This is a genomic window from Agrococcus sp. ARC_14, assembly GCF_022436485.1.
Classification (GTDB): domain Bacteria; phylum Actinomycetota; class Actinomycetes; order Actinomycetales; family Microbacteriaceae; genus Agrococcus.
Map to the genome: position 1 here is coordinate 1,791,072 of NZ_JAKUDO010000001.1, position 24,902 is coordinate 1,815,973.

The window sequence follows — 24,902 nt, forward strand, 5'->3', positions numbered from 1 at the left end:
GCCACGCTAGCCGCGTGGCGCGCGCTCAGGGAGGCCGTCGCTCTGGGCTGCGGGGGAGGTGAGGGAGCGGTGCCGCAGATTTCCCGCCCAGCGGACCAGGACCGCGAGGATGAAGAACGCCAGGATCAGCACGAGGCACCAGAGGGCGACACCGCCGTAGCCGCCGGACGCCTCGGGGTTGAAGAACGGGTAGGGGTAGAAGCCGTCGATCGCTCCGCGGGTGACGGAGTAGACGGAGTACACGGCGGGCCAGATCATCCACCAGGGGACGACCCTGAACGGCAGACGCCGGCGCGGCGCCCAGAGGAGCCAGTCGACCACGCCGGCGATCGGCACGATCATGTGCAGGACGACGTTGACCCACGGGATGAGCGGGCCGAGGGCGACGTCGGCGAGGATCGTGTTGAACACGATGCCGACGAAGGCGATGTAGACGACCGCGCCGCCACGAATCGCGACGTCGGAGTCGGATGGGTCCTTGCGGCCGGGGAGCAGCCGCAGCGCGCTCACGATGAACACGATCGAGATCATGATGTTCGACAGGTTCGTGAAGTAGCTGAAGAAGTTCAGGATGCTGTGACCCTGGGCGATCGTGACGGCGAAGAACTGCACCCCAACGGCGGTCAGCGCGAGAGCGGCGAAGGCGAGACGGAAGGCGATGGCTGCGGTGCGCGTGTTCACGTCGTCAACCTAGCGGCGCGGGCGGATCAGCCTGCCTCGGCGCGGCGGCGAAAAAGAACAGACCCCGGAAGATCGCTGTCTTCCGGGGTGCTGACGGTGGGCGATACCAGACTCGAACTGATGACCTCTTCGGTGTGAACGAAGCGCGCTACCAACTGCGCCAATCGCCCGTGCCCGCCGGAGCAGACCGCACAAGTCTGCCACATCCGGCATCCACTTGGTGACGGGTTCGGGCGGGCATCGACTCGGCGCGGCTCGATTTGGTGCGCACAGGATCGGTCGGTATAGTCGTCCAAGTGCTCAGCGATGAGCCCCGCGGATGTGGCGCAGTGGTAGCGCATCACCTTGCCAAGGTGAGGGTCGCGAGTTCGAATCTCGTCATCCGCTCGACAGCAATGTCAATGGAGAGCAATCTCACACCACCTGGTGGGGTGGCCGAGTGGTGAGGCAACGGCCTGCAAAGCCGTCTACGCGGGTTCGAATCCCGTCTCCACCTCGAGTCCCCACCAAGGGCGATTGGCGCAGCGGTAGCGCGCTTCCCTGACACGGAAGAGGTCACTGGTTCGATCCCAGTATCGCCCACCACGAGACCCCCGAGCAGTCGGGGGTCTTTCTCATGCGCCCAATAGGCTGAGGATGTGACCGACACCGACGTGCAGCTCGCAGCGGAGCAGCGTGCACGTGTGCTTATAGACGCGCAGCTCTCGGCCGCGGGCTGGCACGTGCAGAACGTGAAGGATCTGAACCTCTTCGCGGGCCCGGGCATCGCCGTTCGTGAGGTCGTCATGGCCCCCGGTCATGGGCGGGTGGACTACCTGCTCTATGTCGAACGTGAAGTGGTCGGCGTGATCGAGGCCAAGCCGGTGGGCACCACGCTCTCGGGCGTCGAGTGGCAGTCGGCGATGTACGCGAACGGTCTGCCCGAGAGTCATCGCAAGCGTGCGATCCAGCACGAGGGTCGCTTACCGTTCGTCTTCGAAGCGTCGGGCACGGAGACCCACTTCACCAACGGCATGGATCCATCGCCCCGCGCGCGTCGGCTCTTCCACTTCCCGCGCCCAGCAGCCCTGGGTCGGCTTGTGCGTGACGGCAGAGCGGCACGGCAGGGGAAGCCCGCCACATGGCGGGGCAAGGTTCAGCAGCTGCCTCCGCTGCTCGCTGAGTCGCTGCGCCCCGCCCAGATCACTGCGATCGAAGGCATCGAGCGATCGCTCCGCGAGCAGCGGTTCGATCGGTCGCTGGTGCAGATGGCGACCGGCGCCGGAAAAACGTTCACCGCGGTCACCGAGAGCTATCGTCTGCTCAAGGCAGGCGGCTTCGGCCGCATCCTCTTCTTGGTGGACCGCAATAACCTCGGTGATCAGACGCTCGCTGAGTTCCAGAACTACCGCACACCCGACGACGGCCGCCGCTTCACCGAGATGTACAACGTGCAGAAGCTCTCCGGTGCGGGGATGCTCGCCTCATCGAGCGTCGTCATCTCGACGATCCAGCGAGTGCACCGCGTGCTGCAAGGCGGCGAGGTGGCCGATGTCGATGATCCCGGCGTGGACAGCTTCGTGCCCGCCGCCCCGGTCACGGTCTCGTACAACGCCGAACTGCCGCCCGAAGCGTTCGACCTGGTCATCGTCGACGAGGCGCATCGGTCGATCTACGGCGTCTGGCGCGGGGTGCTCGAGTACTTCGACGCGCACATCGTCGGCCTCACCGCGACACCGACGAAGCAGACCTTCGGCTTCTTCCAGTCGAATCTGGTGAGCGAGTACACCTACCCGGAATCGGTGGCGGACAACGTCAACGTCGACTTCGACATCTACCGCATCCAGACCAGGATCACCGAGGAGGGCGGATCGATCGAGGCGGGCACCTTCGTGCCAAAGGTCGACCGCCGCACCCGCGAGAAGCGCATCGAGTCGCTCGATGACGATCTGATCTACACGCCCGGTCAACTCGACAGGGCGGTCACGTCGACTTCGCAGATCAGGCTCGTGCTCGAGACGTTCCGCGACCGACTCTTCACCGAGATCTTCCCTCGCCGGTCGGCCGTGCCGAAGACGCTGATCTTCTGCAAGGACGACAATCACGCCGAAGAGGTGGTGACGACCGCACGGCAGGTGTTCGGCAAGGGCAACGACTTCGCGGCGAAGATTACCTACAACGCGAAGGATCCGAAGGGTGCGCTTCAGCAGTTCCGCACCTCCTCGAGCCTGCGCATCGCTGTCACAGTCGATATGATCGCGACCGGCACCGACGTGAAGCCGCTGGAGTGCGTCTTCTTCCTGCGCGACGTGCGCAGCGCCCACTACTTCGAGCAGATGAAGGGGCGCGGTGCTCGCACCATCCCCGGCGCCGACTTCCGAGCGGTGACACCGGATGCAGCGGAGAAGACGCGCTTCGTGATCATCGACGCGGTCGGCGTCACCGAGCATGACTTCGTGGAACCGCCGCTCAACCGCGTCAAGAACGTCTCCCTCGAGCAGCTGCTGCAGAAAGCGGCGAACCTGACCATCACTGAGGATGAAGCGGCGACACTCGCATCGCGCCTCTCGGCACTCGAGCTGCAGGTGACATCTCAGGAGCGCGCGGAACTCGACGCCGTCGCTGGGCGGTCGCTGCGCGGCATCGTCCAGGGAATCGTCCACGCCATCTCTGTTGACGCGCAGGTCGAGGCGATGCGTGCCGCTGGGCTCGAGCCGGAATCGGTCTCAGAACCGACGCGGATCGAGATCGTCGACCGGCTGATCGAGACGGCTATTGAACCGCTCGCGGCCAATCCTGAGCTTCGGCGACGGATCTTGGAACTCCGGCGCAGCCACGACCAGGTGATCGACGAGGTCAGCGTCGACGAGCTGGTGCACGCCGGGGGAGTGGTCGATGTTGATCGGGCGCGCCACATCGTCGATTCCTGGCGTGCCTATCTGGCGGAGCATCGGGACGAGATTGCGGCGATCCAGCTGGCCGACGAGGCTCAACGGCTTGGACACGTGCGCATCGGCTTCGACGCGATCCAAGAGCTCGCGGACCGCATCCGGCGACCGCCGTACAACTGGACCACCGATCTGCTGTGGTCGGCGTACGAGGCAGTCGATCGCAGCCGCGTGCGTGGATCGGGTCATCGGCAGCTGACCGACCTCGTGTCGCTGCTGCGCTTCACACTGGGCGCAGACACTGAGCTGGTGCCGTACTCGGATGCGGTGCGCGAGCGCTACGCGGGCTGGCTCGCGCAGCAGGAACAGGCCGGCGTCGTGTTCAGCGAGCCACAGAGATGGTGGTTGGATCGTATGGCGGAGGTCGTCGCGTCCTCTGCCGAGGTCACGCCGGATGATCTCGATCTCGCGCCCTTCTCGGAGCGCGGCGGACAGGCAGGCGCCGTGCAGGCGCTCGGAGACAAGGCAGCGGTGTACGTGCGAGAGCTGAACGAGGTGCTGGCGGGGTGATGGCCGCAAGCGAATGGCGGGCAGTCGAACTCGGACAGGTCGTCGAACCCTTCAACCGTCGCGAGATCCCAAGCCCCACTACGAGCCTGCCTTACATCGGGTTGGAGCACGTGGCATCCGGCTCCGGAGCAATCGCTGCTCATGGGGTCGCCTCGAGTATCAAGAGCTCGAGCCCACTCGTGGACCGTGGCGATGTGCTCTACGGCCGACTCCGGCCGTATCTCAACAAGGTGACGATCGCGCCGTTCGACGCCTACGCGTCAGGCGAGTTCATCGTGTTCAAACCGAATGAGCACGTCGAGGCTTCGTACTTGAGGTGGCTGCTCGCCTCGCACGAATTCGTATCGTTCGCTACGTCGCTGAACGCCGGCGATCGGCCCAGGGTGAAGTGGAACCAGATTCGCCCGTTCCGCTTTGGACTCCCGAGCCTCAGCGCGCAGCGGCGGATCGTCGACATCCTCGAAGCCCACCTGAGCAGACTCGACGCAGGCGAGAGTTGGTTGGCTGATGCGGAGGCGAGGATGCGGCGGCTTTCGATCGCAGCTAACCGAGCGGTCATTGGGAAGCTGGAGCACGTCTACGGAGTTGGACCGGCGCTTGAGGCCATCGAGATCGAAAACGGCGCCACCGTGGCCGGGCTTGCTGACGCCCTCAGCGCGGACGGCAGCGGGCGTGTCCCGTACTACAAGGTCGGAGACATGAATCTCGCGCCAGACCGGCAGATGTCGATGGCACGGAGCTATATTTCGGAACGCGACGCTCAGTCGTTAAAGTTGCACGTCCGGGATCCGGGGTCGGTGCTGATCCCAAAGCGCGGTGGTGCGATAGCCACAAACAAGAAGCGCATCGTTTCGACGCGTGCCAGCTGGGACATGAACACCATGGGTCTACGGCCCAGGGACGGATACTCGGTGGAGTTCATTTGGCACTGGTTGGACGGCATCGACCTGGGCGCGATCGCCGACGGATCTAACGTCCCGCAAATCAATGCGCGTCAGATCCGGTCACTTTCAGTTCCGACGGCGCCCTCCGAAGCTCAAGAGGAGGTTGTTCAACGGCTTGACAAGCTCAGGTCGGTTGTTCGGATGGGTCAGATCTCGGTCAACGATGGTCGTGCTCGATCAAAGCAGTTGCGTCGTGCCCTACTTGCAGCCGCATTCTCCGGCCAGTTGACCGGGCACGCGTCCGACACCGACCGCATTGAGGAGATGACTGATGCCTCCGCCCACGCCAGCTGATGCGAAGCGTCTCGTCGACAAGTTGTGGGCCTACGCGAACGTGCTCCGCGACGACGGCGTGGGCACGATCGACTACACGGAGCAGCTCACCTATCTCCTGTTCCTCAAGATGGCACACGAGCGCGCGATCCTTCCCTTCGGCGATGAATCTCCAATCGTGCCAGAGCGCTACTCCTGGCAGCGTCTGCTCGATGCGGATGGCGAGGAACTGGAGACCCAGTACACCCGCATCCTCACCGGACTCGGCAAGGAGCCCGGCACGCTCGGCGTGATCTTCCGTAAGGCGCAGAACCGCATCCAGGATCCCGCCAAGCTGAAGCGACTCGTGCGTGACCTCATCGACCAGGAGTCGTGGCTCGCAACCGGGACCGACATAAAGGGCGACGCGTACGAATCCCTGCTGTCGAAGGGCGCCGAGGACGTCAAGTCCGGAGCGGGACAGTACTTCACGCCGCGTCCCCTGATCGATGCGATCGTCGACTGCATCCGGCCCACGATCGACGACCGGGTGATGGATCCCGCGGCGGGTACGGCCGGATTCCTGCTCGCCGCTCACGCGAAGGTCGCCGAGCAGGCCAGTAGCTTCACGCCGCCGCAGCGCGAGAAGCTGCGCAGCTCGCTCGTGCACGGCGTTGAGCTGGTGGACGGCACCGCGCGGCTCGCGGCCATGAATCTGCTGCTGCATGGCGCTGGCGATCCGCGTGGCAACAGCCTCATCGAGGTGAAGGACTCGCTGGTCGCCGCGCCTCGGGAGCGTTGGAGCGTCGTGCTTTCGAACCCGCCCTTTGGGCGCAAGTCATCGATCACCATGATCGGCGCAGTCGGGCGCGAGTCTCGCGACGATATTGCCATCGAGCGGCAGGACTTCGTGGTCACGAGCTCGAACAAGCAGCTCAATTTCCTCCAGCACATCCTAACGATTCTCGACACCCACGGCCGCGCCGCAGTCGTTCTCCCCGACAACGTGCTCTTCGAGGGCGGCGCGGGCGAAACGCTCCGTCGGCGCTTGCTGCGGGACTTCGACCTGCACACCATGCTGCGTCTGCCGACGGGGCTCTTCTATGCGAACGGAGTGAAGGCCAACGTGCTGTTCTTCGATAAGAGACCAGCGCATCCGAAGGGCGAGCCCTGGACCGAGAGGCTCTGGGTCTACGACTTCCGCACCAACAAGCACTTCACGCTGCGGCAGAACCCGCTCACGCGCGCTCGCCTGGACGACTTCGTCGCAGCGTTCGCCGCTGACCGGCCCCGCAGTGAACGGAGGGAGTCCGAGCGGTTCCGTGCGTTCGGGTACGACGACCTGGTCGCCCGTGACAGGGTGAATCTCGACATCACCTGGCTCCGCGACGAGTCGCTTGAGAACCTCGATGACCTCCCTGCCCCCGAGATCATCGCCCGCGAGATCGTCGAGGACCTGACTGCGGCCCTGGCAGAGTTCGAGGCCGTCGCGGCTGCGCTCGAGATCGGAGCGAACCAGCAGCTCGACTCGTAGTTGGCAAGCTCAGAGCTTGCGAACTCCCTCCTACGTCGTCACGGAACGCGCGAGTACGATCTAGCTATGGCAAACCCCAGCGGCAAGGCGAGGAAGGCTCCAGTCTCATCGGAGTCTGGCCTGGCAAGTCGGGCACTCCGTGAGAAGGCGGTCACTCAGACTCTCGCCTCATCCAAGTTGGAACGCGGCGTGCACAGCGACCGGTTCACGAAGAACCTTGGCCGCTACGTCGAGGGCGAGATCACGCCCGCGGAGCTCCGCGACCTCTCCCGGTGACGAGCACAGACCCATACCTCCAGTCGAACTGGGTGCTGCGCAACAAGCTCGGCATCACCGACCGGGAGCTACTTGTCATCGCCGAAACCGATCGGTCTGACACCCGGTCGCTCGAGATTTTCGAGGAACCGTCTGTTCTCCGTGTCGGCGACAGCTTCGGCGCCGATCGACTCCGAGCGATCCACCGGTACCTGTTCCAGGATGTCTACGCTTGGGCCGGGGAGTACCGCACCGTCGGTATCGCCAAGGGGCTCGATCAGCACTTCGCATCTCCGGACATTATCGACGAACTGGTCGTAGACTTGGTCGGCGCGATCGCTGAGCGCGCGGCGTCGGACCTCGCCACCGATGCGATCGGTTTCCTCGTCGACACGTACGCGAGGCTCAACTACATTCACCCGTTCCGGGAAGGCAATGGGCGAGTGCAGCGAATGTATGGGACGCAACTCGTCGAGCGCCACGGTCGGACGCTTGATTGGAGCCGCGTCAGTGCCGACGAGAACAACGAAGCGTTCAAGGACTCCATGGACGGTGATCGAGCAAGTCTGCGCACGATGCTCAACCGGATCCTCATTTAGCATTAGCGCTCAGCGATCCGGACATCGGTGGCTTTCGTGCTCCCGGCGAACGATGCGCTCACGCCTGGGCGCCGATCGGGGTACAAGAGTAGCCTCACTGCGTGACCGCGCTCCCCGCAACGACCATCGCGCTGGCCGGCAGCTTCGCCCGTGAGCTCCCCGAGCTGGCAGTGCCGTGGCGCGCGGTGGACGCCGCGGAGCCGCGCCTGCTCGTCCTCAACGTGCAGCTCGCGACCGAGCTCGGCCTCGATCCCGCGACGCTGCGCACCGATGCAGGCGTCCGGCTGCTGACCGGGAGTGCCGTCCCCGACGGCGCGACGCCGGTCGCTCAGGTCTACGCCGGGCACCAGTTCGGCGGGTACTCGCCGCGTCTGGGTGACGGGCGCGCCCTGCTGCTCGGCGAGCTCGAGGACGCGCAGGGCCGGGTGCGCGATCTGCACCTGAAGGGCTCCGGACGCACACCGTTCGCTCGCGGCGGTGACGGGCTTGCCGCCGTCGGCCCGATGCTGCGCGAGTACATCATCAGCGAGGCGATGCACGCGCTCGGAATCCCGACGACGCGCGCGCTGGCGGTGGTCGCGACGGGGCGCTTCGTCCGCCGCGACGACTGGCTGCCGGGCGCCGTGCTCGCACGGGTTGCGAGCAGCCATCTGCGCGTCGGCACCTTCCAGTACGCGCGCGCCACCGGCGACATCGACCTGCTGCGACGCCTCGCCGACCACGCGATCCTGCGCCACGCACCGGAAGCGGCCGAGTCGGCGCAGCCGTACCTCGCGCTGCTGCAGGCGGTCATCACCGCGCAGGCGCATCTCGTGGCTCGCTGGATGCTGGTCGGGTTCGTGCACGGGGTGATGAACACCGACAACGTGACGATCTCGGGCGCGACCATCGACTACGGTCCGTGCGCGTTCATGGAGGGCTTCGACCCGGCGACCGTCTTCAGCTCGATCGACGAGCGCGGGCGCTACGCCTACGGCAACCAGCCGGCCATCACCGAGTGGAACCTCGCTCGGCTCGCGGAGGCACTGCTGCCGCTGCTCGCCGAGCAGCAGGAGCAGGCGCTGCAGCTGGCGGTCGAGACGCTCGGGGGCTTCCAGAAGGCGTACGTCGCCGCCTGGTCGTCCGGCATGCGGGGGAAGTTCGGACTCTCGGAGGATGTCGACGACGCGGCCGCGAGGCTCGTGATCGACGAGCTGCTCGCGCTGCTGGAGTCGGGCCGGGTCGACCTGACCACCTGCTTCCGCGGGCTCAGCGCCGTCGCCCGTGGCCGCGCCGACTCGACCCGCGACCTGTTCACGCATCGCGATGCCTTCGACGCCTGGGCGAAGCGGTGGCTGGCACTGGGCCCGGATGCCGACGCGATGGATCGGGTGAACCCTGTCTACGTGCCACGCAACCGCCTGGTCGAGGAGTCGCTCGCCGCCGCGACCCAGGGCGACCTCGATCCCATGTCCCGCTTGCTCGAGGTGCTGAGACGCCCCTTCGACGAGCGAGCCGGGCTCGAGCGGTTCGCGGCGCCGGGCCCGGAGCGCAGCTTCCGGGCCTACCGCACCTACTGCGGCACCTGACGGGGCGGCGGGCCGGTGGACCGCGGCGAGCCAGAGCACGCCGCGCGATCTACGATGGTGTGGTGACCACCGGATTCGATCTCTTCACCGACCGTGCCATCGTCGCCATGCGCGTCGACGGCGAGCTGCAGGACCTCGCGCGCGAGCTGACCGAGACGCAGACGGTCGAGTCGGGATCGGTCGAGCCGGTCACGATCGACAGTCCCGACGGTCTCGACATCCTCCGGCACTCCGCGGCCCACGTGCTCGCCCAGGCGGTGCAGCGGGTCAACCCAGAGGCGAAGCTCGGCATCGGCCCGCCCGTGCAGGACGGCTTCTACTACGACTTCGACGTCGCCGAGGCGTTCTCCAGCGACGAGCTGAAGGCGCTCGAGAAGGAGATGCAGCGCATCGTCAAGGCCGGCCAGCGCTTCGTGCGTCGCGTCGTCACCGACGACGAGGCACGGGCCGAGCTCGCCGACGAGCCCTACAAGCTCGAGCTGATCGGGCTGAAGGGCGGCGCCGCGAGCGCCGCGGAGGGCGCATCCGTCGAGGTCGGTGCCGGCGAGCTCACCATCTACGACAACGTCGACCCGAAGACGGGCGAAGTGCAGTGGAAGGATCTCTGCCGCGGCCCGCACCTGCCCTCCACCCGGCTGATCGCCAACGGCTTCGCCCTCACGCGGGTCGCCGGCGCCTACTGGCGCGGCAAGACCGACCTGCCGCAGCTGCAGCGCATCTACGGCACCGCCTGGCCCTCGAAGGACGAGCTGCGCGCCCACCAGCAGCGCCTCGAGGAGGCCGCCAAGCGCGACCACCGCAAGCTCGGCCGCGAGCTCGATCTGTTCTCGTTCCCCGAGGAGGTCGGCTCCGGCCTCTCGCTCTGGCACCCGCGCGGCTCGATCGCCCGCGGCGAGATGGAGCAGCACGCGCGCAAGCGCCACATCGAGCAGGGCTACAGCTACGTCTACACGCCGCACATCACCAAGCAGGATCTCTTCGCCACCTCTGGACACCTGGAGACCTACGCGGAGGGCATCTGGCCGCCCATCCACATGGATGAGGAGCGCGACGAGGCGGGCAACGTCACCAAGCAGGGCGTCGACTACTACCTGAAGCCCATGAACTGCCCGATGCACATCCTCATCTACAAGGAGCGCGCCCGCAGCTACCGCGACCTGCCGCTGCGGCTCGCCGAGAACGGCACGGTCTACCGCAACGAGCTCTCTGGCGCGTTGCACGGCCTCACCCGCGTGCGCGGCTTCACGCAGGACGACGCGCACCTGTTCGTCACCCCCGACCAGCTCGAGGAGGAGACGACCAAGGTCCTCGAGTTCGTGCTGTCGCTGCTGAGCGACTTCGGCCTGACCGACTTCCGCCTCGAGCTCTCGATGCGCGACGACGAGAAGGAGAAGTGGATCGGCGACGAGGCCATCTGGGAGACGGCCACGGATGCGCTGCGTCGCGTCGCGAAGCGATCGGGGCTCGACGTCGTGGAGGAGCCGGGCGAGGCCGCCTTCTACGGCCCCAAGATCGACCTGAAGGTGACCGACGCCATCGGCCGCTCCTGGCAGCTCTCGACGGTGCAGCTCGACTTCAACCTGCCCGAGCGCTTCGAGCTCGAGTACACCGCCGCCGACGGCTCGAAGCAGCGCCCGATCATGATCCACCGCGCGCTGTTCGGCTCGATCGAGCGCTTCTTCGCCATCCTGCTGGAGCACTACGCCGGGGCCTTCCCGGTATGGCTGGCGCCCGTGCAGGTCGTGGGCGTGCCTGTCGCCGAGGACTTCGCCGACTACCTCGACGGCGTCGCGGCCCAGCTGCGCGCCAAGGGCGTACGCGTCGAGGTCGACCGCTCGGATGAGCGGATGCAGAAGAAGATCCGCAGCCACACGCTCATGAAGGTGCCGTTCCAGCTCATCGCGGGAGCGACGGATCAGGAGGCCGGCAGCGTCTCGTTCCGGTTCCGCGACGGCACGCAGGACAACGGCGTGCCGGTCGACGAGGCCATCGCCCGCATCGTGGAGGCCATCGAGACGAAGGCACACGTGTGACCGAGGACAGTCACCGGCACGGCGACGACCCGGCCATGGACGAGCCCGCGGAGCGCGCAGCCGTGCACCGCGACTCGCTCCCGAGCTTCGAGCCCTCGCCCGAGCAGGAGCCGCCGCTCGTCGCCGAGCACGCGTGGGGCGCTCCGACCCAGATGTCGAGCGAGCTGCCCGGCGTGCCCGACCACTTCCAGCGCCTCTGGACGCCCTACCGGATGGTCTACATCCAGCAGGGCCAGATGCCCGAGGAGCATGCCTGCCCGTTCTGCCGGGCACCAGAGCTCAAGGACGACGAGGGCCTCATCGTCGCGCGCGGCGAGACCTGCTTCGTGCTGCTCAACCTCTACCCCTACAACACCGGCCACATGATGGTCTGCCCGTACCGCCACGTCGGCATGTACGACCAGGCGACCACCGAGGAGGTGGCCGAGATGGCGGTGCTCACCCAGACCGCGATGCGCGTGCTCTCGCAGGTGACGCGCTGCCAGGGCTTCAACATCGGCATGAACCAGGGCCGCATCGCCGGCGCCGGCATCGCCGACCACCTGCACCAGCACATCGTGCCGCGCTGGAGCCTCGACTCGAACTTCTTCCCGATCATCGCGAAGACGAAGGCGCTGCCCATCCTGCTGGAGGACATGCGCCAGGACATCCAGGCGGCCTGGCCGGCCTGAACAGCCAGCCATCCACCCCCAAGAAGGACACATCATGACCGAATCCACCACCGGCTCCGCACGCGTGAAGCGCGGGCTCGCCGAGATGCTGAAGGGCGGCGTCATCATGGACGTCGTCACCCCCGAGCAGGCGCGCATCGCCGAGGATGCCGGCGCCGTCGCCGTCATGGCCCTCGAGCGCGTGCCCGCCGACATCCGCGCCCAGGGCGGCGTCGCGCGCATGTCCGACCCCGACCTGATCGATGCCATCAAAGCGGAGGTCTCGATCCCGGTGATGGCCAAGGCCCGCATCGGGCACTTCGTCGAGGCGCAGGTGCTCGAGGCGCTCGAGGTCGACTACATCGACGAGTCCGAGGTGCTGAGCCCCGCCGACTACGTCAACCACATCGACAAGTGGCCCTTCACGGTGCCCTTCGTGTGCGGCGCGACCAACCTGGGCGAGGCGCTGCGTCGCATCAACGAGGGCGCGGCGATGATCCGCTCCAAGGGCGAGGCCGGCACCGGCGACGTCTCGGAGGCGACCAAGCACATCCGCACCATCAGCGGCGAGATCCGCCGCTTGCAGTCGCTGTCGAAGGACGAGCTGTTCGTCGCCGCCAAGGAGCTGCAGGCGCCCTACGAGCTGGTCGCCGAGGTCGCCGAGCGCGGTTCGCTGCCCGTCGTGCTGTTCGTGGCCGGCGGCGTCGCGACCCCCGCCGACGCGGCGATGATGATGCAGCTGGGTGCCGACGGCGTCTTCGTCGGCTCGGGCATCTTCAAGGCGGGGCAGCCAGAGCTGCGCGCGGCGGCGATCGTCAAGGCGACCGCCGCGTTTGAGGACCCCAAGGCGATCGCGGATGCCTCCAGGGGACTCGGCGAGGCGATGGTCGGCATCAACGTGGCCGACCTGCCCGCGCCGCACCGCCTCGCTGAGCGCGGCTGGTAAACGTGGCCGACCGGCGCGGCACCGCCCGCGTCGGCGTCCTCGCGCTGCAGGGGGACGTGCGCGAGCACGTCTCGGTGCTCACGACGCTGGGCGCCGAGGTGTCGCTCGTGCGCACCCCCGCACAGCTCGAGGCCGTCGACGGCCTCGTGCTGCCGGGCGGTGAGTCGAGCGTGATCGACAAGCTCGCGCGCCTGTTCGGGCTGCGGGAGCCGATCATCGACCGCATCGCGGACGGCATGCCCGTGTACGGCACGTGCGCGGGCCTCATCCTGCTCGCCGACCGCATCCTGGACGGCCTGCCGAGCCAGCTGCCGTTCGGCGGCATCGACGTCGACGTGCGGCGCAACGCCTTCGGCAGCCAGGTCGACTCCTTCGAGACGGCGCTCGAGGTGCCGGCGCTGGGGGAGGAGCCCGTGCACGCGACGTTCATCCGCGCGCCCGTCGTCGAGCGCGTCGGCACAGGGGTCGAGGTGCTCGCGCGCGTCGGCGAGCGGGTGGTGGCGGTCGAGCAGGGTGCGCTGCTGGGCACGGCCTTCCACCCGGAGGTCGAGGGCGAGCTGCGGTTCCACCGCAGATTCCTCGCGCACGTCGACCGTGTCAGTGGCGTGTGATCGGATGATCCGGTGAAGCGGATGCAGCAGTGACCAACGCGCTCAGCAGGATCCCGTGGCAGGCGATGTGGATCGCGCTCGCCCTCATCTGGGGTTCCTCGTTCCTGCTCATGAAGCTCGGCCTCGACGCCCTGCACCCGATGCAGGTCGCCACGATGCGGATCGGCATCGCCGCCGTCACGCTCATGATCCTCGCGGCGGCGAGCCGCACCCGGCTGCCGAGCGACCGCAGGACGTGGGGGCTGCTGGCGATCTGCTCGTTCTTCCTCACCGCGCTGCCGTTCACGGCCTTCGTGGTGGCCGAGACGCGCATCTCGTCGGCCGCTGCGGGGCTCGGCAATGCGATCACGCCGGTCGCGACCGTGCTCTTCGCGCTGCTGCTGCTGCCGAGCGACCGGCTCACGCCGCGCAAGCTCGCGGCCGTGCTGCTGGGCCTCGTGGGTGTCGTGCTCATCGCCCAGCCCTGGGGCGCCGGCACCGGCCCCGACCTCATCGGCTTCGGCATCGCCGTGCTCGGCGGCGTCTCCTACGGCATCGGCTGGACGCTGAACCGCCGACTGCTGGCCGGCACCGAGGTGCCGGGGCTCGCGCACCCGACGGCGATCATGATCACGGGCTTCCCGATGGCGCTGGTCGCGCTCATCGCGTGGAGCCTCATCGAGGGCTGGTCGCCGGTCGGCGTGCACGGTGATCCGAGCACGCTCTGGCTGTCGCTGCTGGCCGTCGTGGCGCTCGGCGCCGTCGGCACGGGCGTGGCCTACATCCTGCAGTTCGAGGTGGTGCGCGCGGTCGGCCCGACCGTCTCTGCCACGGTGACATACCTCATCCCGGTGGTCGCGGTCTCGCTCGGCGTGCTCGTGCTGGGGGAGGAGCTCGGCGTCTGGCAGATCGTCGGCGCCGCTATCGTCATCGGCGCAGGCATCCTGGTCGGTCAGCGTCCGAAGGCGAAGGTCGGCGCACCGGCCTGAGGCAGGACTGCTTGAATCGAGCCGTGCAGCTCTACTCCAGCAGACCCATCCGCGCCTTCTGGCAGGTCGTGGGCGATCTCGTCGCCATCGGCACGATCGTCGCCGCCATCTGGATCTCGCAGCAGGTGCGCGACGCCATCGCCTCGCTCGGTGCCTTCGGCACGCAGATCGAGGATGCCGGGGCGGGCTTCTCGACCACGCTGACGGATGCGGGACAGGCACTCGCGCAGGTGCCGCTCGTGGGCGAGGGGATCGCGCAGCCGTTCGTCGACGCCTCCGGCTCCGCGGACGACCTGGCCGCGGCCGGCACGGCGCTGCGCGGCACGGTCGATGCGCTCGCCACCACGGTGAGCACCGCGCTCTGGCTGCTGCCGGTGCTGTTCGTGGTGCTCCTCTGGCTCGTCCCGCGGCTGCGCTTCGCGACCCGCGCCGGCGCCACCAAGCGGCTCGCGCTCACCCGCGAGGGCAGGGAGCTGCTCGCCCTGCGCGCGCTCGTCGGCCAGCCGGCGGCCCGCGTGCTCGCGACCGTGCCCGACCCGATCGCAGCCTTCCGCAGCGCCGATGCCGCATCCCTCGACGCGCTCGCGGCGCTCGAGCTCCGCGCCTCGGGTGTCGCAGGGGCGACCTCCTAGCGAGCCTCTAAGATGGGTCGTCCACCTCCCACGATCAGGAAGCACCATGTCCGGACACTCCAAGTGGGCGACGACGAAGCACAAGAAGGCCGTCATCGACGGCAGGCGTGCCAAGTCGTTCGCGAAGCTCATCAAGAACATCGAGGTCGCAGCCAAGGTCGGCGGGGCCGACATGAGCGGCAACCCGACCCTCGTCGACGCCGTGCAGAAGGCGAAGAAGACGAGCGTCCCCAACGACAACATCGACCGCGCCATCAAGCGCGGTGCGGGGCTCACGGGCGAGTCGATCGACTACGCCACGATCGTCTACGAGGGCTACGCGGCGAACGGCGTCGCGCTGATGGTCGAGTGCCTCACGGACAACAAGAACCGTGCCGCCGCTGAGGTGCGCACGGTCATGTCTCGCAATGGCGGCACCCTGGCCGACCCGGGCTCGGTGGCCTACAACTTCAACCGCAAGGGCGTCGTCTCGGTCACGAAGACCGACGAGGTCACCGAGGACGACATCCTGCTCGCCGTGCTCGACGCGGGCGCGGAGGAGGTCACCGACCAGGGTGGTGGCTTCGAGATCATCTCGGAGGCGACCGACCTGGTCGCGGTCCGCACGGCGCTGCAGGAGGCCGGCATCGACTACGACGCCGCTGACGTCGAGTTCGTGCCGAACCTCAAGGTCGAGGTCGACGCCGAGACCGCTCGCAAGGTCTTCCGACTCATCGACGCGCTCGAGGACAGCGACGACGTGCAGAACATCTACGCCAACTTCGACATCTCTCCAGAGGTGCAGGCGCAGCTCGACGAGGACGACGAGTAGTCGCATGGCGGCGTCGGTGCGCGTGCTCGGCGTCGATCCCGGTCTGACCCGCTGTGGCGTCGGCGTGGTCGATGTCGTGCACCGCACGCCGACCCTCGTGCACGTCGAGGTGCTGCGCTCCGACGCCCAGGAGCCCATCGAGCAGCGGCTGCTGCGGATCGCGCGCGGCGTCGAGGCCGCGATCGACGCACACCGCCCCGACGCGATCGCGCTCGAGCGCGTGTTCGCGCAGTCGAACCTGCGGAGCGTCATGGGTGTCGCGCAGATCTCCGGCATCGTGCTGCGCGCCGCGGCCGAGCGCGGCATCCCGATCTCGCTGCTGACTCCCACGGAGGTGAAGGCGGCGGTGACGGGCTACGGCGCCGCCGACAAGCGGCAGGTGGGTGAGATGGTGCGCCGGCTGCTGCGGCTCGAGGCCGCCCCGAAGCCCGCGGACGCCGCCGACGCGCTCGCGATCGCGATCGCGGAGGGCTGGAGGGCACACATCCCGCGCGCGGGTGCCACGTCCGGGCCGTCGTCGGGTGCGGCGAGCGCCGTCACTCCGGCGCAGCGAGCCTGGGCAGCCGCTGAGTCGGCGGCGCGCTCCGGCCGCACAGGGCGGCGCTGACGTCGTCAGCCGGGCAGGCCTACTGGTGGACCTTGCGATCCTCGAGGCGCCAGAGGACGGCGGGAATCGCGATGCCGATGAACTCGGCGATCGCTCCGGCAGCGAAGAGGATCAGCTCGAAGCCCGGGGCCTCGAACGCGTAGCCCATGAGCAGCAGTCCGGCGATGATGAAGACGATCGAGAGCAGGAAGCTCAGCACGGTCGTGACGTTCATGGGACTCCGTTTCGCGGTGCAGGGGTGTCGGAGACCACCGTATCGCCTGCCCGCCGCCTAGGCTGACGGGGTGATCTCCAGGCTCGACGGCACCGTGCTCTCCGCTCGCGGACAGCGGCTCGTCATCGGCGTGGCCGGCATCGGCTACGCCGTCGCCGTCACGCCCCAGTGCTCACTCGCGGCCAGCGTCGGCACGCAGATCGCGCTGCACACGCACCTCGTCGTCCGCGAGGACGAGCTCTCGCTCTACGGCTTCGAGACCGAGGCAGAGCTCGCGGCGTTCGAGCTGCTCATCGGGGTCTCCGGCGTCGGCCCGAAGTCGGCGCTCGGCGTGCTCGCCCACCTCTCGCCCGACGATCTCGCCCGCGCCGTCGAGGCGGAGCAGGAGCAGGCGTTCAAGGCCGTCAGCGGCATCGGCCCCAAGACGGCGAAGCTGCTCATCCTGCAGCTGAGCGGCAAGCTCGCCGCGCCCGCTGCGCAGTCGACGGCGAAGGGGTCGGATGCCAGGGCCGACGTGCTCACGGCCCTCACGGGGCTCGGGTGGCAGGAGCGCACCGCTGCCGACGCCATCGAGCGCGCGGCCATCGCGGCACCGGAGGCCGTCGGGTCGACGGGCTCGCTGCTGCGCGCCGCGCTGGCGATCCTGGGGCCGGCGGCGCGCACGTGAGCGATCCGCTGGTCGACCCGGCAGCGACCCCTGACGAGCTGGCGTTCGAGGGTGCGCTGCGCCCGACCACCCTCGCCGACTTCGTGGGCCAGCCCAAGGTCAAGGGGCAGCTCGCAGTGCTGCTGCAGGCCGCCAGGCTGCAGGACCGCGCACCCGACCACATCCTGCTCGCCGGCCCTCCGGGACTCGGCAAGACCACCCTCGCGACGATCATCGGCAACGAGACCGGGCGGCCCATCCGCTACTCCTCGGGCCCCGCCATCCAGCACGCAGGCGATCTCGCGGCCGTGCTCTCGGCGCTCGTGCCCGGCGAGGTGCTCTTCATCGACGAGATCCACCGGATGTCGCGCTCCGCCGAGGAGATGCTCTACCTCGCGATGGAGGACTTCCGGATCGACATCATGGTGGGCAAGGGCGCGGGCGCCGCCTCGATCCCGCTCGAGCTCGCTCCGTTCACGCTCGTTGGCGCGACCACGCGCTCCGGCATGCTGCCAGCTCCCCTGCGCGATCGCTTCGGGTTCACGGCGCATCTCGAGTTCTACGAGACCGACGACCTCGAGCTCGTGCTGAGGCGCTCATCCCGGCTCATGGAGCTCGGCATCGAGCCTGCCGCGCTGGCGGAGCTCGCCGGGCGCTCGCGCGGCACCCCGCGCATCGCCAACCGGCTGCTGCGGCGCGTGCGCGACTGGCTGCTCGTGCACGCCGGCTCGAGCGACCTCGAAGGCGTCCGCGCGGCGCTCGAGCTCTACGACGTCGACGAGGCAGGCCTCGACCGCATCGACCGCGCCGTGCTCCACGCGATCGCGCACCGCTTCAGCGGCGGCCCCGTCGGGCTGTCGACCCTCGCAGCGGCGGTGGGGGAGGAGGCCGACACGATCGAGTCGGTCGTGGAGCCCTTCCTGGTGCGCGAAGGGCTCATCGGCCGTACCCCCCGCGGTCGCATCGCGACGCCGTCGGGGATGCGTCACGTGCGGGCGGACAGTCAGGACGCCACGCTCGACGGGGTATGATGGGCAATTGGTCCTGCGCGCAGCCGCGCGGGGCAGCCGACTCTTGAAAGGTCACGATGGACCCGCTGACAATCATCATGCTGCTCGTCCTGGCAGCGATGATCTTCTTCATGTTCCGCAGCAACAAGAAGCGCAAGGCTCAGGCAGCCGAGCTGCAGGACCAGATGGTCCCCGGTGCTGAGGTGATGACGAACTTCGGCCTCTACGGCGAGCTGCGCGAGATCGACGAGGAGCGCAACGAGGCTCTCATCGAGATCGCCCCGGGCACGATCGTGCGCGTCCACCGCCAGACGCTGGCGCGCGTGGTCGACGACCAGCAGGAGCTCGTGGAGGACTCGACTGCCGACGAGGCTGGCGACGCTGACGAGCAGCGCGACCGCGCCTGATCCGTGGCAAAGGCTCGTACTCGGGGCGCGCGCGCCCTCGTCTGGCTGGTCGTGCTCATCGCCGGCCTGACCGGCGCAAACTTCGCTGCCGTGCAGTGGGGCGGCGGCTCTTGGGCGCCACAGCTGGCGCTCGACCTCGAGGGCGGCACGCAGATCGTCCTCGAGCCGCGACTGGCTGAGGGCGCATCCGTCTCGCAGGAGCAGCTCGATCAGGCCGTGGCGATCATCCGCCAGCGCGTCGATGCCTCCGGCATCTCCGAGACCGAGATCACGACACAGGGCGGCAGCAACATCGTCGTCGCCCTCCCCGGCGAGCCCGACGCGGCCACGATGCAGCGCATCCAGGCCAGCGCCAAGATGGAGTTCCGGCCCGTGCTGGCCGCCGCCGCCGCGAACGCGCCGGGCACGACGCCCACGCCGACACCGATCGACCCGGAGGCTGAGGCGCCCGGCACCCCCGAGAACCCCTGGGATCAGGCGTGGATCACGCCGGAGCTGCAGGCCGAGTTCGACGCCTTCATGTGCGAGAACGTCGACCCGACGGTGGTCGCCGACCCGGACCAGCCCCTGATCACGTGCAGCGCTGACGACAGCGCGCGCTACATCCTCGGCCCCGTGTCCGTCGACGGCGCGAACATCGACGACGCGACGGTCTCGGCCGCGACCAACTCGCAGGGCCAGGCGACCGGCGGCTGGGGCGTCAACCTCGAGCTGAACGGCGAGGGCCCCGCGAACTTCGAGGCCGTCACCCGTGCCATCACCAACCTGCCTGAGCCGCAGAACCAGTTCGCGGTGGTGCTGGACGCCGCCGTGCTCATGCCCATCACATCGAACGCCATCATCACCGACGGCAACGCGCAGATCACCGGCGGCTTCGGCCAGGAGGACGCGCAGAGCCTCGCAGACCAGCTGCGCTTCGGCGCCCTGCCGGTGAGCTTCCAGGTGCAGTCCAACGAGACGATCTCTCCGACGCTCGGCGCCAGCCAGCTGCAGGCGGGCCTCATCGCGGGCCTCATCGGACTCCTGCTCGTCATCGGCTACTCGGTGTTCCAGTACCGCGCGCTCGGTGTCGTCGTGATCTTCTCGCTTGCAGTGGCCGCGGTGCTCAGCTACCTGGTGGTGACGTTCCTCTCGAGCACCGAGGGCTACCGCCTCTCGCTCGCCGGCATCGCGGGCCTCGTGATATCGATCGGCATCACCGCCGACTCGTTCATCGTCTACTTCGAGCGCATCCGAGACGAGCTGCGCGAGGGCAAGCACCTCACGACAGCCCTCGAGACGGGCTGGAAGCGCGCCTTCCGCACGATCCTGGTCTCGGATGCGGTGAGCTTCCTCGCCGCCGTGATCCTGTTCCTGCTCTCGGTCGGCAATGTGCGCGGCTTCGCCTACACGCTCGGCATCACGACCTTCATCGACATCATCGTGGTCGCCCTGTTCACGCATCCGCTGCTCCGTGTGCTCTCGCGCACGCGGTTCTTCTCCTCCGGCCATCCGCTGTCGGGGCTCGACCCCCAGGCGCTCGGCGCGGTCTACCGCGGCCGTGCCAAGTTCCGCGAGCCCGCGTTCGCAGGCAAGGGCGCCACGTCGGCCAAGGAGGCGCAGCGGCGCCAGACCATCGCGGAGCGCAAGGCCGCTGACGCGACGACCGGCAAGGAGTCCTGATGGCATCGCTCACCACCATCGGCAACGAGCTCTACACCGGCGAGCGCTCGGTGCCCGTCGTGCCGCGACGCAAGCTGTGGTTCATGGTCACCGCGACCATCCTCATCGTGCTCGCGCTCGGCACCGTCGTCCGCGGCGGCTTCGTCTTCGGCATCGAGTTCACCGGCGGCAGCGAGTTCCGGGTCTCCGGGCTCGAGCAGGCCACGACCGAGGGCGCCGCAGAGACCGTCGAGGCCATCGTGCCGGACACGGAGGCGCGCGTCGCGACGATCGGCCCCGACACCCTGCGCGTGCAGACGGATGCGGTCACCGAGGAGCAGGCTGCAGAGATCCGCGGCGCGCTCGCCGAGCAGTACGGCGTCGAGACCGGCGACGTCGCCTTCTCGTTCATCGGGCCCTCGTGGGGTCAGGACGTCTCGCGTCAGGCGCTCCTCGCCCTCGTCGTCTTCCTCGGGCTCGTCTCCGTGGTGCTGGCCGTGTACTTCCGCACCTGGAAGATGTCGATCGCCGCGCTCGCGTCGCTCGCCTTCGACCTGCTGGTGACCGCGGGCGTCTACGGCATCATCGGCTTCGAGGTGACCCCTGCCGCGGTGATCGGCTTCCTGACCATCCTCGGCTACTCGCTCTATGACACGGTCGTCGTGTTCGACAAGGTGCGCGAGAACACCGCGCCCGGCTCCAGCGGCACGATGCTCGGCCAGATCAACCTGGCGGTCAACCAGACGATCGTGCGCTCGATCAACACCTCGATCGTCGCCACGCTGCCGATCGCGTCGATCCTGTTCATCGGTGCGTTCGCGCTCGGAGCCGGCACCCTGCGCGACATCGCGCTCGCACTGTTCATCGGCACGATCGTCGGCACCTGGTCGTCCATCTTCGTCGCCGCGCCTGTCTATGCTCAGCTGAGGCAGAACGACGACATCGGCGACGTGCAGCTCAAGCAGAAGCGCGACCAGGGGGCAGTGGTCTGAGCCAGTAGGCGACGAGCCCGGGAGAGGAGCGTCACATGAGCGAGGTGCAGCCCTCCGGTGGCTTCCGCACGCTCCTGCCGTTCCTGTTCTCGCGCTCGCACCGCGCCGGTGCCGTCGACGAGCTGATCCGCTCCGTCAAGTCACAGCATCCGAAGGCCGACACCGGCCTCATCCAGCGGGCCTACATCATCGCCGAGGAAGCGCACCGAGGGCAGTACCGAAAGTCGGGCGAGCCCTACATCACGCATCCGGTCGCGGTCGCCCAGATCCTCGCCGACCTCGGCATCGGTGCGATCACGGTCGCTGCAGCGCTGCTCCACGACACGGTGGAGGACACCACCTACACGCTCGAGCAGTGCAGGGCTGACTTCGGCGACGAGATCGCGATGCTCGTCGACGGCGTCACGAAGCTGGACAAGCTGAAGTACGGCCAGAGCGCGCAGGCCGAGACGGTGCGCAAGATGGTCGTGGCGATGTCCAAGGACATCCGGGTGCTCGTGATCAAGCTCGCCGACCGGCTGCACAACGCCCGCACCTGGGGATTCGTCTCCGACGAGTCGGCGCAGCGCAAGGCTCGCGAGACGATCGAGATCTACGCGCCGCTCGCACATCGGCTCGGCATCCAGACGATGAAGGTCGAGCTCGAGGACCTCTCGTTCGCGGTGCTGCAGCCGAAGGTCTACCTCGAGATCAAGAACCTCGTCGACGCCAGGGCACCGGAGCGCGAGCGCTACCTCGACGAGGTCGTGACGGCGCTCAGCGAGGACATGAAGGCCGGCAGGATCCGCGGTCGCATCGCCGGCCGACCGAAGCAGTACTACTCGATCTACACGAAGATGCAGGTCCGCGGTCACGAGTTCACCGACATCTACGACCTCGTCGGCGTGCGCGTCATCGTCGCCTCGGTGCGCGACTGCTACGCGGTGCTGGGCGCCATCCACGCCCGCTGGCAGCCGATGCCCGGTCGCCTCAAGGACTACATCGCCACTCCGAAGTTCAACCTCTACCAGTCGCTGCACACGACCGTGATCGGCCCGCGCGGCCACCACGTCGAGATCCAGATCCGCACGGAGGAGATGCACCGGCGGGCCGAGTTCGGCGTCGCGGCCCACTGGAAGTACAAGCAGGGCGCTGGCGGCCAGGTGTCGTCGACCGACATGGCGTGGCTGCAGCACATCAACGACTGGCAGGAGGAGACCACCGACCCCGGCGAGTTCCTCGACTCCCTGCGCTTCGAGATCGGAGCGAAGGAGCTCTACGTCTTCTCGCCGAAGGGCAAGGTGGTCGGCCTGCCTGCGGGCGCGACGCCGGTCGACTTCGCCTACGCCGTCCACACCGAGGTCGGCCATCGGACGATGGGCGCGAAGGTCAACGGCCGGCTGGTGCCGCTCGACACGAAGCTCGCCACCGGCGACGTCGTCGAGGTGCTGACCTCGAAGAACCCGGATGCCGGGCCCAGCCAGGACTGGCAGTCGTTCGTCACCTCGCCCCGCGCGCGCAGCAAGATCCGCCAGTGGTTCCAGCGCGAGCGCCGCGATGAGGCGGTCGAGGTCGGCAAGGAGGCGATCGCGAAGGCGATGCGCCGGCACGACCTGCCGATGCAGAAGCTCATGGGGCGGGATGCCTTCGCCCAGGTCGCCGCGCAGCTCAAGCACGAGGACGTCACGGCGCTCTACGCGGCGGTCGGAGAGGGGCACGTCTCGACGCAGTCAGTGCTCGAGAAGGTCGTGGCCTTCATCCGCGCCGAGGAGGGCACGGCCGACGACGAGCCGGAGCCCATGCTCCCCACGTCTCGTCCCTCGCGTCCTGCCTCGAGCTCTTCCGGCGTGCTGGTGCGCGGCGCCGACGACATCCTCGTCAAGCTCTCGAAGTGCTGCACCCCGGTGCCGGGCGACGACATCGTCGGCTTCGTCACACGCGGCCAGGGCGTCAGCGTGCATCAGCGCAACTGCCCCAACGTGCAGAGCCTGCTCACGGAGCCGGAGCGCATGATCGAGGTCTCGTGGGCCGCGGTGTCGAAGGGCCTGTTCCTCGTGAACATCCAGGTCGAGGCGCTCGATCGATCTGCGCTGCTGAGCGACATCACCCGCGTGCTCAGCGAGCACCACGTGAACATCCTCTCCGCGAGCGTCCACACGGGCTCCGATCGGCTCGCGATCAGCCGCTTCTCGTTCGAGATGGGCGACATCACCCACCTCGACAACGTGCTGAACGCCGCACGCCGCATCGACGGCGTCTACGACGTGTACCGCATCACCACCGGCTGACCCGAGCGGCTGCGCGAGGGCAGCTCTGCGTCGAGCACCTCGGGGGAGAGCGCGTGCTCGATCGCCAGCACGACCGCGCCTCGCACGCCAGCGTCGCCCTTGGTGGCACTGGCAGCGATCTGCAGGTGCTCGGTGGCCAGCGGCAGCGAGCGGCGGTAGACCACCTCGCTGATCCCGGCGTGGAGCTCCTTCGCGGCGCCCGCGAGCCTGCCCGCGACGACGATCACGGATGGGTTGACGAGATTGACGACGGTGGCGAGCACCTCGCCGATGTCGCGCCCTGCAGCCCGCAGCACCTGCGCGGCATCGACGGAGCCCTGGGCGGCCAGCGCCACGACGTCGGCGGTGCCGGAGACCTCGACCCCCAGCGCGCGCAGCTTCGCCGCGATCGCGGGCCCGGCGGCGACCGCCTCCAGGCAGCCCTCGTTGCCGCAGCGGCACGGTGCGCTCGAGCCAGGCACCCGCACGTGGCCGAGGTCGCCTGCAGTGCCGCGGGCGCCGCGCTGCAGGCGCCCGCCCGAGATGATGCCTGCACCGATGCCGGTGGCGATCTTGACGAGCACCAGATCGTCGGTGTCGGGCCACGCGGTGCGCTGCTCTCCCAGCGCCATGATGTTCACGTCGTTGTCGACGAGCACCGGGCATCCGAGCCGTTGCCGCAGCCATCCGGCGACGTCGAAGCGATGCCAGCCGGGCATGATCGGGGGGCTGATGGGCATGCCGGTCGCGTGCTCGACCGGGCCGGGCAGGCCGATGCCGACGGCGACGACATCCTCGAGCGCGCGGTCCTGCTGGCCGACGAGGCCCCGGATCGCCTGCTCGACCCAGCCGAGCACCGCCTCCGGGCCCTCCGCCACGTCGATGTCGGCGCGGGAGGCGGCGATGCCCTCTCCGCTGAGGTCAGCGAGCTCGACGATGACATGTGTCGCACCGACGTCGACACCGATGACGAGTCGCGCGCCCGGATTGAACGCGAAGAGCGAGGCGGGGCGGCCTCCGGTGGAGGCCGCGTCGCCCACCGGAGTGACATAGCCGACCTGTATGAGGGTCTCGATGTGCAGCGCCACGGAGGAGCGCGCCAGGCCCGACTCTCGCGAGAGCTCTGAGCGCGTGCGACCGCGACCGTCCCGGAGCAGGTCGAAGATCTCGCTCGTGCGCATGAGCATCAGTGAAGCACACGACGGACACTTCCGACAC

General features: G+C 68.4%; 23 protein-coding genes and 4 tRNA genes. 23 read left to right on the top strand and 4 right to left on the bottom strand.

Going from position 1 to position 24,902, the window contains the following annotated elements; all coding sequences use genetic code 11:
* Window positions 1–6: 6 nt before the first annotated feature.
* Both MKD51_RS08815 and MKD51_RS08820 read right to left on the bottom strand, forming a co-directional pair.
* Window positions 7–681 (bottom strand): Pr6Pr family membrane protein, encoded by a 675-nt coding sequence (locus MKD51_RS08815; protein ID WP_240239942.1) that lies wholly within the window; start codon window positions 679–681, stop codon window positions 7–9.
* 97 nt (window positions 682–778) lie between these two features.
* Window positions 779–851, bottom strand: a tRNA-Val gene (locus tag MKD51_RS08820).
* Window positions 852–996: 145 nt separating this feature from the next.
* Between MKD51_RS08820 and MKD51_RS08825 the strand changes: the two genes are divergently transcribed.
* The 17 genes from MKD51_RS08825 (at window position 997) to ruvC (ending at window position 16,528) form a co-directional block, all read left to right on the top strand.
* A tRNA-Gly gene (locus MKD51_RS08825) sits at window positions 997–1,068 on the top strand.
* A gap of 38 nt (window positions 1,069–1,106) precedes the next feature.
* Window positions 1,107–1,177 (top strand) — tRNA-Cys (locus MKD51_RS08830).
* 14 nt (window positions 1,178–1,191) lie between these two features.
* Window positions 1,192–1,266: transfer RNA gene (locus tag MKD51_RS08835), tRNA-Val, on the top strand.
* A 53-nt stretch (window positions 1,267–1,319) separates the two neighbouring features.
* Window positions 1,320–4,118, top strand: coding sequence for a DEAD/DEAH box helicase family protein (locus tag MKD51_RS08840; RefSeq protein ID WP_240239943.1), 2,799 nt, complete (start codon window positions 1,320–1,322; stop codon window positions 4,116–4,118).
* Window positions 4,118–5,356, top strand: coding sequence for a restriction endonuclease subunit S (locus MKD51_RS08845; protein ID WP_240239944.1), 1,239 nt, complete (start codon window positions 4,118–4,120; stop codon window positions 5,354–5,356). The genes MKD51_RS08840 and MKD51_RS08845 overlap by 1 nt, the downstream gene beginning before the upstream one ends.
* Window positions 5,334–6,848, top strand: a complete 1,515-nt coding sequence (locus MKD51_RS08850; RefSeq protein WP_240239945.1) for a class I SAM-dependent DNA methyltransferase — start codon at window positions 5,334–5,336, stop codon at window positions 6,846–6,848. Before MKD51_RS08845 ends, MKD51_RS08850 begins: the two co-directional genes overlap by 23 nt.
* A 66-nt stretch (window positions 6,849–6,914) precedes the next feature.
* Window positions 6,915–7,124, top strand: a complete 210-nt coding sequence (locus tag MKD51_RS08855) for a hypothetical protein (protein WP_240239946.1) — start codon at window positions 6,915–6,917, stop codon at window positions 7,122–7,124.
* 32 nt (window positions 7,125–7,156) lie between these two features.
* Window positions 7,157–7,702: a Fic family protein gene (locus MKD51_RS08860; RefSeq protein ID WP_240239947.1), complete on the top strand. Its 546-nt coding sequence runs from the start codon at window positions 7,157–7,159 to the stop codon at window positions 7,700–7,702.
* A gap of 101 nt (window positions 7,703–7,803) precedes the next feature.
* Window positions 7,804–9,270: a protein adenylyltransferase SelO family protein gene (locus tag MKD51_RS08865; RefSeq protein WP_240239948.1), complete on the top strand. Its 1,467-nt coding sequence runs from the start codon at window positions 7,804–7,806 to the stop codon at window positions 9,268–9,270.
* Between the two features lie 107 nt (window positions 9,271–9,377).
* Entirely contained in the window at window positions 9,378–11,303 is a 1,926-nt protein-coding gene (gene thrS / locus MKD51_RS08870) for a threonine--tRNA ligase (protein ID WP_240240899.1), read from the top strand.
* Between the two features lie 152 nt (window positions 11,304–11,455).
* Window positions 11,456–11,974 carry an HIT domain-containing protein gene (locus MKD51_RS08875; protein ID WP_240240900.1) on the top strand — a complete coding sequence of 173 codons (519 nt, stop codon included), beginning with the start codon at window positions 11,456–11,458 and terminating at the stop codon, window positions 11,972–11,974.
* 34 nt (window positions 11,975–12,008) lie between these two features.
* Window positions 12,009–12,899 (top strand): pyridoxal 5'-phosphate synthase lyase subunit PdxS, encoded by an 891-nt coding sequence (pdxS, locus tag MKD51_RS08880; RefSeq protein ID WP_240239949.1) that lies wholly within the window; start codon window positions 12,009–12,011, stop codon window positions 12,897–12,899.
* 2 nt (window positions 12,900–12,901) lie between these two features.
* Window positions 12,902–13,510, top strand: coding sequence for a pyridoxal 5'-phosphate synthase glutaminase subunit PdxT (gene pdxT, locus MKD51_RS08885; RefSeq protein ID WP_240239950.1), 609 nt, complete (start codon window positions 12,902–12,904; stop codon window positions 13,508–13,510).
* Window positions 13,511–13,539: 29 nt separating this feature from the next.
* Complete coding sequence (locus MKD51_RS08890; protein WP_240239951.1) at window positions 13,540–14,478, top strand: DMT family transporter; 939 nt, start codon at window positions 13,540–13,542, stop codon at window positions 14,476–14,478.
* Between the two features lie 23 nt (window positions 14,479–14,501).
* On the top strand, window positions 14,502–15,110 hold the full coding sequence (locus tag MKD51_RS08895; RefSeq protein WP_240239952.1) for a hypothetical protein: 609 nt from the start codon (window positions 14,502–14,504) through the stop codon (window positions 15,108–15,110).
* A gap of 46 nt (window positions 15,111–15,156) precedes the next feature.
* Complete coding sequence (locus tag MKD51_RS08900; RefSeq protein WP_240239953.1) at window positions 15,157–15,921, top strand: YebC/PmpR family DNA-binding transcriptional regulator; 765 nt, start codon at window positions 15,157–15,159, stop codon at window positions 15,919–15,921.
* A 4-nt stretch (window positions 15,922–15,925) separates the two neighbouring features.
* A complete protein-coding gene (ruvC, locus tag MKD51_RS08905) occupies window positions 15,926–16,528 on the top strand; it encodes a crossover junction endodeoxyribonuclease RuvC (RefSeq protein ID WP_240239954.1) in 603 nt (200 codons plus the stop codon).
* A gap of 19 nt (window positions 16,529–16,547) precedes the next feature.
* Here ruvC and MKD51_RS08910 read toward each other — a convergent pair whose 3' ends face one another.
* Window positions 16,548–16,742, bottom strand: a complete 195-nt coding sequence (locus tag MKD51_RS08910) for a hypothetical protein (RefSeq protein WP_240239955.1) — start codon at window positions 16,740–16,742, stop codon at window positions 16,548–16,550.
* 70 nt (window positions 16,743–16,812) lie between these two features.
* On the opposite strand from MKD51_RS08910, the gene ruvA reads away from it, so the two are divergent.
* The 6 genes from ruvA to MKD51_RS08940 are packed head-to-tail and all read left to right on the top strand — an operon-like array spanning window position 16,813 to window position 23,705.
* Window positions 16,813–17,409, top strand: coding sequence for a Holliday junction branch migration protein RuvA (ruvA, locus tag MKD51_RS08915; RefSeq protein WP_240239956.1), 597 nt, complete (start codon window positions 16,813–16,815; stop codon window positions 17,407–17,409).
* Window positions 17,406–18,419 carry a Holliday junction branch migration DNA helicase RuvB gene (gene ruvB, locus MKD51_RS08920; RefSeq protein ID WP_240239957.1) on the top strand — a complete coding sequence of 338 codons (1,014 nt, stop codon included), beginning with the start codon at window positions 17,406–17,408 and terminating at the stop codon, window positions 18,417–18,419. The genes ruvA and ruvB overlap by 4 nt, the downstream gene beginning before the upstream one ends.
* A 56-nt stretch (window positions 18,420–18,475) precedes the next feature.
* On the top strand, window positions 18,476–18,805 hold the full coding sequence (yajC, locus tag MKD51_RS08925; protein WP_240239958.1) for a preprotein translocase subunit YajC: 330 nt from the start codon (window positions 18,476–18,478) through the stop codon (window positions 18,803–18,805).
* Window positions 18,806–18,808: 3 nt separating this feature from the next.
* Window positions 18,809–20,467 carry a protein translocase subunit SecD gene (gene secD / locus MKD51_RS08930; RefSeq protein ID WP_240239959.1) on the top strand — a complete coding sequence of 553 codons (1,659 nt, stop codon included), beginning with the start codon at window positions 18,809–18,811 and terminating at the stop codon, window positions 20,465–20,467.
* The gene (secF, locus tag MKD51_RS08935; RefSeq protein WP_240239960.1) at window positions 20,467–21,438 is read left to right on the top strand and encodes a protein translocase subunit SecF; all 972 of its coding nucleotides are present in this window, start codon (window positions 20,467–20,469) and stop codon (window positions 21,436–21,438) included. The genes secD and secF overlap by 1 nt, the downstream gene beginning before the upstream one ends.
* A 35-nt stretch (window positions 21,439–21,473) precedes the next feature.
* Complete coding sequence (locus tag MKD51_RS08940) at window positions 21,474–23,705, top strand: bifunctional (p)ppGpp synthetase/guanosine-3',5'-bis(diphosphate) 3'-pyrophosphohydrolase (RefSeq protein WP_240239961.1); 2,232 nt, start codon at window positions 21,474–21,476, stop codon at window positions 23,703–23,705.
* Here the strand turns inward: MKD51_RS08940 and MKD51_RS08945 are convergent.
* Window positions 23,675–24,871 (bottom strand): ROK family transcriptional regulator, encoded by a 1,197-nt coding sequence (locus MKD51_RS08945; protein ID WP_240239962.1) that lies wholly within the window; start codon window positions 24,869–24,871, stop codon window positions 23,675–23,677. The two genes, MKD51_RS08940 and MKD51_RS08945, sit on opposite strands and share 31 nt — an antisense overlap.
* Between the last annotated feature and the right edge of the window lie 31 nt (window positions 24,872–24,902).

Excerpts from the sequence above, each read along its gene's own strand:
- MKD51_RS08845 (WP_240239944.1), top strand. The coding sequence starts at position 4,118 with ATGGCCGCAAGCGAATGGCGGGCAGTCGAACTCGGACAGGTCGTCGAA.
- MKD51_RS08850 (WP_240239945.1), top strand. The coding sequence starts at position 5,334 with ATGCCTCCGCCCACGCCAGCTGATGCGAAGCGTCTCGTCGACAAGTTG.
- MKD51_RS08855 (WP_240239946.1), top strand. The coding sequence starts at position 6,915 with ATGGCAAACCCCAGCGGCAAGGCGAGGAAGGCTCCAGTCTCATCGGAG.
- thrS (WP_240240899.1), top strand. The coding sequence starts at position 9,378 with ATGCGCGTCGACGGCGAGCTGCAGGACCTCGCGCGCGAGCTGACCGAG.
- MKD51_RS08875 (WP_240240900.1), top strand. The coding sequence starts at position 11,456 with ATGTCGAGCGAGCTGCCCGGCGTGCCCGACCACTTCCAGCGCCTCTGG.
- pdxS (WP_240239949.1), top strand. The coding sequence starts at position 12,009 with ATGACCGAATCCACCACCGGCTCCGCACGCGTGAAGCGCGGGCTCGCC.
- MKD51_RS08900 (WP_240239953.1), top strand. The coding sequence starts at position 15,157 with ATGTCCGGACACTCCAAGTGGGCGACGACGAAGCACAAGAAGGCCGTC.
- ruvC (WP_240239954.1), top strand. The coding sequence starts at position 15,926 with ATGGCGGCGTCGGTGCGCGTGCTCGGCGTCGATCCCGGTCTGACCCGC.
- MKD51_RS08910 (WP_240239955.1), bottom strand. The coding sequence starts at position 16,742 with ATGAACGTCACGACCGTGCTGAGCTTCCTGCTCTCGATCGTCTTCATC.
- yajC (WP_240239958.1), top strand. The coding sequence starts at position 18,476 with ATGGACCCGCTGACAATCATCATGCTGCTCGTCCTGGCAGCGATGATC.
- secF (WP_240239960.1), top strand. The coding sequence starts at position 20,467 with ATGGCATCGCTCACCACCATCGGCAACGAGCTCTACACCGGCGAGCGC.
- MKD51_RS08940 (WP_240239961.1), top strand. The coding sequence starts at position 21,474 with ATGAGCGAGGTGCAGCCCTCCGGTGGCTTCCGCACGCTCCTGCCGTTC.
- MKD51_RS08945 (WP_240239962.1), bottom strand. The coding sequence starts at position 24,871 with ATGCTCATGCGCACGAGCGAGATCTTCGACCTGCTCCGGGACGGTCGC.